This window comes from Burkholderia sp. LMG 13014 (genome assembly GCF_905232215.1).
Classification (GTDB): Bacteria; Pseudomonadota; Gammaproteobacteria; order Burkholderiales; family Burkholderiaceae; genus Burkholderia.
On sequence record NZ_CAJNKE010000257.1, the window covers coordinates 1 to 8,297 of the forward strand.

The 8,297-nt window shown below is 67.4% G+C and carries 7 protein-coding genes; 5 read left to right on the forward strand and 2 right to left on the reverse strand.

All coding sequences use genetic code 11. The features are described 5' to 3' along the window. Positions 1-2,128, forward strand: a 2,128-nt coding sequence (locus JYJ84_RS22130; protein ID WP_205189470.1) for a TonB-dependent receptor, incomplete at its 5' end; no start/stop codon positions are given. A 42-nt stretch (positions 2,129-2,170) separates the two neighbouring features. Here the strand turns inward: JYJ84_RS22130 and JYJ84_RS22135 are convergent. Then, positions 2,171-3,130, reverse strand: a complete 960-nt coding sequence (locus JYJ84_RS22135; protein WP_175219295.1) for a LysR substrate-binding domain-containing protein — start codon at positions 3,128-3,130, stop codon at positions 2,171-2,173. A 184-nt stretch (positions 3,131-3,314) separates the two neighbouring features. On the opposite strand from JYJ84_RS22135, the gene JYJ84_RS22140 reads away from it, so the two are divergent. Genes JYJ84_RS22140 through JYJ84_RS22150 form a run of 3 tightly spaced genes read left to right on the forward strand, consistent with a single transcriptional unit; the run spans position 3,315 to position 6,512 of the window. Then, entirely contained in the window at positions 3,315-4,436 is a 1,122-nt protein-coding gene (locus tag JYJ84_RS22140; RefSeq protein ID WP_374102119.1) for a M20 aminoacylase family protein, read from the forward strand. Positions 4,437-4,486: 50 nt separating this feature from the next. After that, entirely contained in the window at positions 4,487-5,275 is a 789-nt protein-coding gene (locus JYJ84_RS22145) for an ABC transporter substrate-binding protein (RefSeq protein WP_174963437.1), read from the forward strand. A 52-nt stretch (positions 5,276-5,327) separates the two neighbouring features. Continuing rightward, on the forward strand, positions 5,328-6,512 hold the full coding sequence (locus JYJ84_RS22150; protein WP_175219298.1) for a porin: 1,185 nt from the start codon (positions 5,328-5,330) through the stop codon (positions 6,510-6,512). Positions 6,513-6,573: 61 nt separating this feature from the next. Here the strand turns inward: JYJ84_RS22150 and JYJ84_RS22155 are convergent, their stop codons facing one another. Beyond that, positions 6,574-7,593: an NAD(P)-dependent alcohol dehydrogenase gene (locus tag JYJ84_RS22155; RefSeq protein ID WP_122948864.1), complete on the reverse strand. Its 1,020-nt coding sequence runs from the start codon at positions 7,591-7,593 to the stop codon at positions 6,574-6,576. A gap of 125 nt (positions 7,594-7,718) precedes the next feature. Between JYJ84_RS22155 and JYJ84_RS22160 the strand changes: the two genes are divergently transcribed. Next, a partial coding sequence (locus JYJ84_RS22160) for a LysR family transcriptional regulator (protein WP_205189472.1) occupies positions 7,719-8,297 on the forward strand: 579 nt, incomplete at its 3' end.

Here is an 8,297-nt window from a genome sequence, read left to right on the forward strand (position 1 = left end):
CACACGCGAAACGAACCTCGGCACGGTGACGGTGACCGCGCGCCGGCGCAAGGAGAGCATCCAGGACGTGCCGGTCGCGGTGAGCGCGCTGAGCGGCGACGCGATCAAGAACAACGAGCTGCGCGTGATCAACGACGTGACGAAGTACGTGCCGAACTTTACCGGGCAATCGACCGAGGGCCGCGAGCGGCCGCGCTGGTTCCTGCGCGGCGTCGGCAGTAACGACCCGTCGGACCTGTCGTTGAGCCCGGTCGGCGTGTACTTCGACGACGTCTACATCAACAGCGTGTTCGGGCAGGGCTTCCCGCTGTTCGACCTCGATCGCATCGAAGTGCTGCGCGGCCCGCAGGGCACGCTGTGGGGTAAGAATACGGTCGGCGGCGCGCTCAGCATCACGTCGCAGAAGCCGACCTTCGACGTGAGCGGCTATGGCAAGATCGGGCTCGGCCAGTACAACAGCCGGCTCGCGGAAGCCGCGATCGGCGGGCCGATCGGCAAGAACGACGTGCTGGCCGCGCGCGTGTCGGTGTATCACGAGAACGCCGACAGCTTCTACACGAACACCGTGCAGCAAGGGCGCTTCGGCGGCTTCCACGACAACGCGGTGCGCTTCCAGGTGCTGGCCCTGCCGACGTCGGATACCGACTTCCTGTTCAACATCCACGGCCGCAACTACACGGGCGGCGGCAATGCGTGGCACGCGCAGGGCGCGGGGCCGGGCGGCGCGAACCAGTTCGGCTTCGTCGGGTCGAGCGATCCGTACACGGTGTCGCTCAACGCACCGTCGAGCGATCACATCTCGACCTGGGGCACGTCGCTCACCGCGCACTGGCGCATCAACCCGGCGGTGACGCTGACCTCGATCACCGCGTTCGAAGGGCTGCACCGCTGGTACCAGGACGACGAGGACTATTCCGCGTTCGACGCCGCACGCTCGCACGATCGTTTGTCGAGCCGCCAGTTCTCGCAGGAATTCCGGCTCGAATCGCCGCAGAGCGACCGGCTGAGCTGGATCGTCGGCACGCACCTGTTCACCGAGCAACTGGCCGAGCAGGGCGCCGGCGGCGGCCTGCCGGGATCGCCGTCGCCCGCGTTCTACCACCTGACCGACCTCACGCAGCACACGCAGAGCGCGGCGATCTTCGGCAGCGTGAAGTACCGGTTCACCGACCGCTTCAACGTGACGGGCGGGCTGCGTTACACGATCGAGCGCAAGAACATCAACCTGACCGGGCTGCAGGACACCGGCAACGTGACGTTCAGCAATCCGGGCAGCTGGTGGGAACCGTCGTCGGTGTCGTCGCCGCTGGCGGTCAGCGCGCGGCAGAACCAGACGAACACGTGGCGCGCGCCGACCTGGGATCTCACGCCCGAATACGCGCTCAGCAGCAACGTGCGCGCGTATTTCCGCTATGCGCGCGGCTTCCGCTCGGGCGGCTACAACGGCAACGCGTATACGCAGAGCACGGTGTCGACCGTGTCGCCGGAGTACCTGACCGATTACGAGGTCGGGATCAAGAGCGAATGGTTCGACAAGCGGCTGATCGTCAACGCGAGCGTATTCCACTACGACTATCGCGACATCCAGGTGTTCGCGCTCGCGCCGAACCCGTTCGGCGGCCCGCCGGTGTCGACGCTGTCGAATGCCGGGCAGGGGCGCGCGGACGGCTTCGAGCTGGAACTGAAGGCGCAGCCGGTCAACAGCCTCTACCTGTTCGCGAACCTCGGGATGCTGAACACGCGCTACACGGAGTTCCGCAACGTGCCGACCGCCGTCGGCAACTCGTTCGCGCGTTCGCCGCATACGACGATCAACGCGGGCTTCGACTATCGCGTGCCGGTGTCGTTCGGCACGCTGACGGCCGGCGGCGACGTGAATTACCGCAGCCGCGAATACTTCAGCGCGACGCGGCAGACGATGCCGCAGCTCTGGCAGGGCGGCTACACGGTGCTGAACGCGCACGTGTCCTACACGACGCCTAACCAGAAGTACATCGTGACGGGCTACGTGACGAACCTGACCAACAAGGTCTACAAGAAGCTCGAGCTGCTGCCGTCGTATGGCGCGTATCCGGTGCTGTACGGCGATCCGCGCACGGTCGGGATCACGCTGACGGCGAAGATCTGACGGGCGGCAGGCGACGCGGCGGCGAGCCGCGTCTGCCGCGCGTCAGATCAGCAGCGATAGCGTCCTGAACAGTGCGAGATCCGCCTTGCGTGCCGAGCGCGCATGGCGGCGGATCACGTGCAGCAGGCAGTCGATGAAGCAGCGCGCCGCGTCGCTCAGCGTGCTGCTGCGCCGCGTGACGATCCCGAGATCGCGCGGCTCGAAGGTTTCCTTCAGCTGCAACGCGCGCATCCGTTCGCCGAACGGCGGCACGGCCGCGAGAATCGTCGGGCACCACGTGCACATGTCGGCCTGTTCGAGCATCGTCTGCAGCATCGCCACCGACTGCGCGCGCACGATGCGCCGTTCGTCGATTTCGGCACCGTGGCGCGTGAACAGGTAATCGACCAGCGCGGCCTGCCCGTCGGCCGCGAAATTCAGCACCCAGTCGTGGTCGACCAGATCGTGGATCGACCGCGCGTGCTCGCGCGGATGGCCGGCGCGTACCATCACCGCGGTCTCGTAGCGCAGCATCGGCTCGAACGCGAATTCCTGCGTGCCGCCGGGTTGCACGTGCCCGAGCGCGAAGTCCATGCTGCCGTCGCGCAACAGCGGCTGCGCGACGGCCATCAGCGCTTCGTAGAGTTCGAGACGCACGTCGGGCATCTGCTCGCGAAAGCGCAGCACCGTTTCCGCGAGGAACGTCATCGTCAGCCACGGCGTCACGCCGACGCTCAGCCGCCCTTCGACGCGGCCGCGCATGCGTTCGAGATCGCTCTGCGCGTGTTCGAGCTGCTTCAGCACGAGCTTCGCGTGCGTGAGCAGCGTCTTGCCGTACTCGGTGAAGCCGATCCCCTCCGGCGCGCGGACCAGCAGCGGCAGCCGCTCGCTGGCCTCCAGCTCGCGCAGCGCGCGCGTGACGGCCGCCTGCGACAGCCCGAGCGTGCGCGCCGCGCCGCGGATGCTCCCGGCCTCTGCGCTCGCGACGAGCGCCTGCAGCTGATGCAGCTTGATCGTGCTCATGGTGCGATACCCGACAACGAAAGGTTGTCATCATAACGAAACCGCGGCTGTTCGCCGGGATTTTCGCTGCCTACGATGCGGGCACGATCGGTCATTCGGGCGATCGGCAACCGGAAGGCATCGAGGAGAATCGGGGTTGGACCACAAACCTATCCCGCCGGAAATGGCGGCCATCGAGACGGAGATGATTGCACTGCGCCGCCGGCTGCACGCGCAGCCGGAGCTCGGCTTCGAGGAGCATGCGACGAGCGACCTCGTGGCAGACTGCCTGACAACATGGGGTTATCGGGTGACGCGCGGGCTCGGCGGCACGGGCGTGGTCGGCACACTGACGCGCGGTCCCGGGAAACGGCTCGGGCTGCGCGCGGACATGGATGCCCTGCCGATCCGCGAGGCGACCGGGCTGCCGCATGCGAGCCAGTGCGACGGCGTGATGCACGCGTGCGGCCACGACGGTCATACGGCGATGCTGCTCGCGGCGGCGCGCTGCCTGGCCGAGCGCGAACGCTTCACGGGCACGCTGAACCTGATTTTCCAGCCGGCCGAGGAAGGGCTCGGCGGCGCGAAGCGGATGATCGACGACGGGCTGTTCGAGCAGTTTCCGTGCGACGCGGTGTTCGCGATGCACAACGTGCCGGGCCTGCCGGCCGGCGTGCTCGGTTTCTGCGACGGCCCGGCGATGGCATCGGCCGACGAGGTGCGCGTGCGTGTGATCGGGCGCGGCGGGCATGGCGCGGTGCCGCATACGACGATCGATCCGGTGGTCGTGTGCGCGTCGATCGTGATGGCGCTGCAGACCGTCGTGTCGCGCAATGTGAATCCGCAGGAGCTGGCGATCGTGACGGCCGGCTCGATCCACGCGGGCACCGCATCGAACGTGATCCCGCCGCACGCGGAACTCGCACTCAGCGTGCGCGCGCTGTCGCCGGACGTCCGCGCGCTGCTCGAACGGCGCATTCGCGAGATCGTGCACGGGCAGGCGGCGAGCTACGGCGCGACGGCCGAGATCGACTATCGGCACGAGTACCCGGTGCTCGTCAATCACGCGGCGGAAACCGCGTTTGCGCGCGACGTCGCGCGCGAATGGGGCGGCGATGGCGCGCTGATCCCGCATCTGCGGCCGATCGCGGCCAGCGAGGATTTCGCGTTCATGCTGAACGCCTGCCCCGGCAGCTACCTGTCGATCGGCAATGGCGACGGCGCTGCCGGATGCGGTCTGCACCACCCCGGCTACGACTTCAACGACGCGTGCCTCGCTACGGGCGCGAGCTACTGGATTGCGCTGGCGGAACGCTACCTCGCGTGACGGTCCCGCACGATTTCGACTGACGATTCACACAAGGAAGGAGACTGGCAATGAAGCAATGGAAACGGATGGTGGCGCTCGCGGTGGCGCTGGCGGCAAGCGCGGCGCACGCGGGCGACTGGTCCGGAAAGGAGATCCGCCTCGCGGTCGATCCGACTTACCCGCCGCTCGAATACAAGCTGCCCGACGGCACGCTGACGGGCTTCGGAATCGACATCACGAACGCGTTGTGCGCGGAGCTGCATGCGCGCTGCGTGTGGGTCGAGTCGAGTTTCGACGGGATGATTCCGGGGCTGCTCGCGCGCAAGTTCGACGTGATTGCATCGTCGATGACGATCACGCCGAAGCGGCAGCAGCAGATCGCGTTCACGAACCGGATCTCGAATGCGCCGGCACGCCTCGTCGCCCGCAAGGGCTCGCCGCTGCTGCCGACGGCCGACGCGCTGAAGGGCAAGCGCGTGGGGGTCGAGCAGGGCTCCGCACAGGCCGACTATGCGATCGCGAACTGGCAGGCGGCCGGCGTGCAGATCGTGTCGTACCAGAATCAGGACCAGGTCTATGCCGATCTCGTGACGGGCCGGCTCGACGCGGCGTTCCAGGCCTCGATCGCGGCGAACGACGGCTTCCTGAAGAAACCGCAGGGCAAGGATTTCGCGTTCGTCGGCGCGGCGATCGACGACGTGAAGTACTTCGGGCAGGGCGACGGGCTCGGGCTGCGCAAGCAGGACAACGACCTGCGCGATGCCTTCAACCGCGCGCTCGCGACGATTCTCGCGAACGGTACTTACCAGCGGATCAACAAGAAGTACTTCGACTTCGACATCTACGGCGCGAAGTAAGCGGCGATGCCCGTCAAACGGGCAGCCATGAAATTATAAATAAGGAAAACGAATGAACTGGAGATCGTTATTCGTCGCGATTCCGGCGCTGTGTGCAGCGCCCGCGTTCGCGCAAGGCAGTGTCACGCTGTACGGCCTCGTCGACGCCGGCATCGACTACACGAACAACGTCGGCGGCCACAGCGCGTGGCAGATGGCGAGCGGTTTCGCTCAAGGCAGCCGCTGGGGGCTGAAAGGCACCGAGGATTTGGGCGGTGGTTACAGCGCGCTGTTCCAGATCGAGAACGGCTTCAACGTGAACAGCGGCACGCTTGCCCAGGGCGGCCGCATGTTCGGGCGGCAGGCCTACGTCGGCCTCGGCAGCGCACGTTTCGGCACGCTGACGCTCGGCCGGCAATACGATGCGGTGGTCGACTATCTCGCGCCGACGACCGCGAACGGCAGCTGGGGCGTCTATCCGTTCTCGCATCCGCTCGACAACGACAACACCGGCAACACGTTCCGCGTGAACAACACGGTCAAGTACGCGAGCCCGGATTTCGCCGGCTTCTCGTTCGGCGGCACGTACAGCTTCAGCAACGACACGGGCTTCGCGAACAACCGGCAGTGGAGCGTCGGCGCGCAATACGAGCAGGGCGGGTTGCTCGTCGGCGCGGCCTTCCTGAATGCGGACAACCCGGGGGCGACGTCGGGCGGCGCGATCGCGGGGGCGGGATCGGTCGGCGCCGATGCGAACTTTGCGTCGGCGCGGCTGCGGATCTTCGGTGCGGGCATCAACTACACGGCGGGCCCCGCGACGCTCGGGTTCGCGTACACGAACAGCAACGTCACGCGGCCGACCGCGAACGTCGGCTACCTGTTCGGCGACGAAACGATCCAGCCGGTGACGGGCCCGCTCGCGGGCGGCACGGTGTCGTCGATCAAGTACCAGAACTTCGAGGTGAACGGCAAATACCAGTTCACGCCCGCGTTGTTCGTCGGTGCGCAGTACGTGTACACGACGGTGCGCTATGACGCGACGACGGGCAGCGCGAAGCCGAAGATTCATTCGCTCGGGCTGATGGCCGACTACAACCTGTCGAAGCGCACGGACGTGTACCTGATGGGGGCGTACCAGCGGGTTGCGGGCGATGCGACGGGCTCGTCGCTCGACCAGGCCTATATTCCCGGCGCGGCGGACTTGTCGTCGACCTCGAAGCAGCTGATGGTTCACGCAGGGATCCGTCACAAGTTCTGACGGCGCGCTGCGGAAAGCGGTGTTGAGGCGATGGGGCGAACGGCCCATCGCCTCTTGGCGCTTACTGCGCGACGCGAATCACCACCTTGCCGAAGTGCTGCCCCGACTGCAGGTACGCATACGCCTGCGGTGCTTCGTCGAAGCCGAACACGCGATCGACCACCGGCTTGATCTGCTTTGCGTCGACGAGGCGCACGACGTCGTCGAGCATCGCGCGGCTGCCGACCATGATCCCGTGCAGCTGCCGGATCCCGCCGATCAGCGACAGCAGCCCGAGTTCGGGGCCGGCGAAGCTGCTGAGGCCGCCGATCACCGACACGATGCCGCCCATCTTCGTCGCGGCGACCGAGCGCGGCAGCGTATCCTTGCCGCCGACTTCGACCACCAGATCCGCCCCTGCGCCGCCGGTCAGCCGCAGCACTTCATGCTGCCATTCGGGCGTCGTCCGATAGTTGATCGTTGCGTCCGCACCGAGCGCGCGGGCGCGTTCGAGCTTCGCATCGCTCGACGACGTTACGATGGTGCGCAGCCCGGCCGCATGCGCGAGCTGCAGCGCGACGATCGACACGCCGCCCGTGCCGAGCAGCACGACGGTCGCGCCGGGCCCCGCGCCGCCATCGGCGAACAGCGCGTTCCATGCGGTGATGCCCGCGCACGACAGCGTCGCCGCCTCGTCGTAGTTCAGATGCGCGGGAATCGCGACCAGCGCGGCTTCGTCGGACACGAAGTGTTCGGCCAGCACACCGTCGAATTGCGCGCCGGGCGACGCGGAGACTTTCTGCGGCGTCGGCGGCCCGTCGAGCCAGTGCGGGAAGTACGTGTTGATCACACGATCGCCCGGCTTGAAGCGCGTGACGTCGCGGCCGGTTTCGATGACTTCCCCGGCGCCGTCGGCAACCGGAATCAGCGCGTCCGTGCCGATGCCGAGATAGTCGCCGCGCGCGAACATCAGGTCGCGATAGTTCAGTCCGGCCGAGTGGATCTTCACGACGACGTCGGTCGGCCCGACCGCGCGGCGCGGCGCGTCGATGCGCCGAAGCCCGGCCACGCCGTCGCCCGGTTTCACTTGCCATGCGTTCATGTCGACTCCTTTTCGAGATAGAGCGGACTATCATAGTGTTGCGCTCGGGGACGCATTGGCGAGAAATCGGCCAATGACTGTCGCCTGTGTGGACACAAACCTGTTACCCAATGGAGCGCAAGCGCATGGACGAGCGGCTGAGAGGCGTGGCCGAATTTGTCGACGTGGTGGAGTCGGGCAGCTTTGCGGCGGCGGCGCTGCGGCTCGGCGTGACGCGCTCGGCCGTCGCGAAGGTCGTCGCGCGGCTCGAACGCCGTCTCGGCACCCGGCTCCTGCAGCGCACGACGCGCCAGCTCGGCCTGACCGACGAAGGGCTCGTCTATTACGAGCAGTGCCGGCGGCTGCTGGCCGAACTCGGCGAGACGGAGGCCGCGCTCGACGCGGGGCAGCGCGAGCCGGCGGGGCGGTTGCGCGTCAGCGTGCCGGTGCTGTTCGGGCGGCAATGCGTGGCGCCCGTCATGCGGCGCCTCGTGGAGCGCCATCCGCGCCTCGAAATCGACGTGTCGTTCAGCGATCGCGTGGCCGATCTGGTCAACGACGGCTTCGACATCGCGGTGCGCATCGGCGAGCTGGCCGATACGAGCGCGCTGGTCGGCCGGAAGCTCGGCGTGCAGCGCATGGGCATCTGCGCGTCGCCCGCGTATCTCGAGCGTCATGGCCGGCCGGCGGGGCCCGACGCACTCGCGTCGCACGTCGGCATCGCG

What these genes read in the sequence shown, in the direction of transcription:
- JYJ84_RS22150 (WP_175219298.1), top strand. Translation starts at nt 5,328, where the DNA reads ATGAACTGGAGATCGTTATTCGTCGCGATTCCGGCGCTGTGTGCAGCG.
- JYJ84_RS22140 (WP_374102119.1), top strand. Translation starts at nt 3,315, where the DNA reads ATGATTGCACTGCGCCGCCGGCTGCACGCGCAGCCGGAGCTCGGCTTC.
- JYJ84_RS22155 (WP_122948864.1), bottom strand. Translation starts at nt 7,593, where the DNA reads ATGAACGCATGGCAAGTGAAACCGGGCGACGGCGTGGCCGGGCTTCGG.
- JYJ84_RS22145 (WP_174963437.1), top strand. Translation starts at nt 4,487, where the DNA reads ATGAAGCAATGGAAACGGATGGTGGCGCTCGCGGTGGCGCTGGCGGCA.
- JYJ84_RS22135 (WP_175219295.1), bottom strand. Translation starts at nt 3,130, where the DNA reads ATGAGCACGATCAAGCTGCATCAGCTGCAGGCGCTCGTCGCGAGCGCA.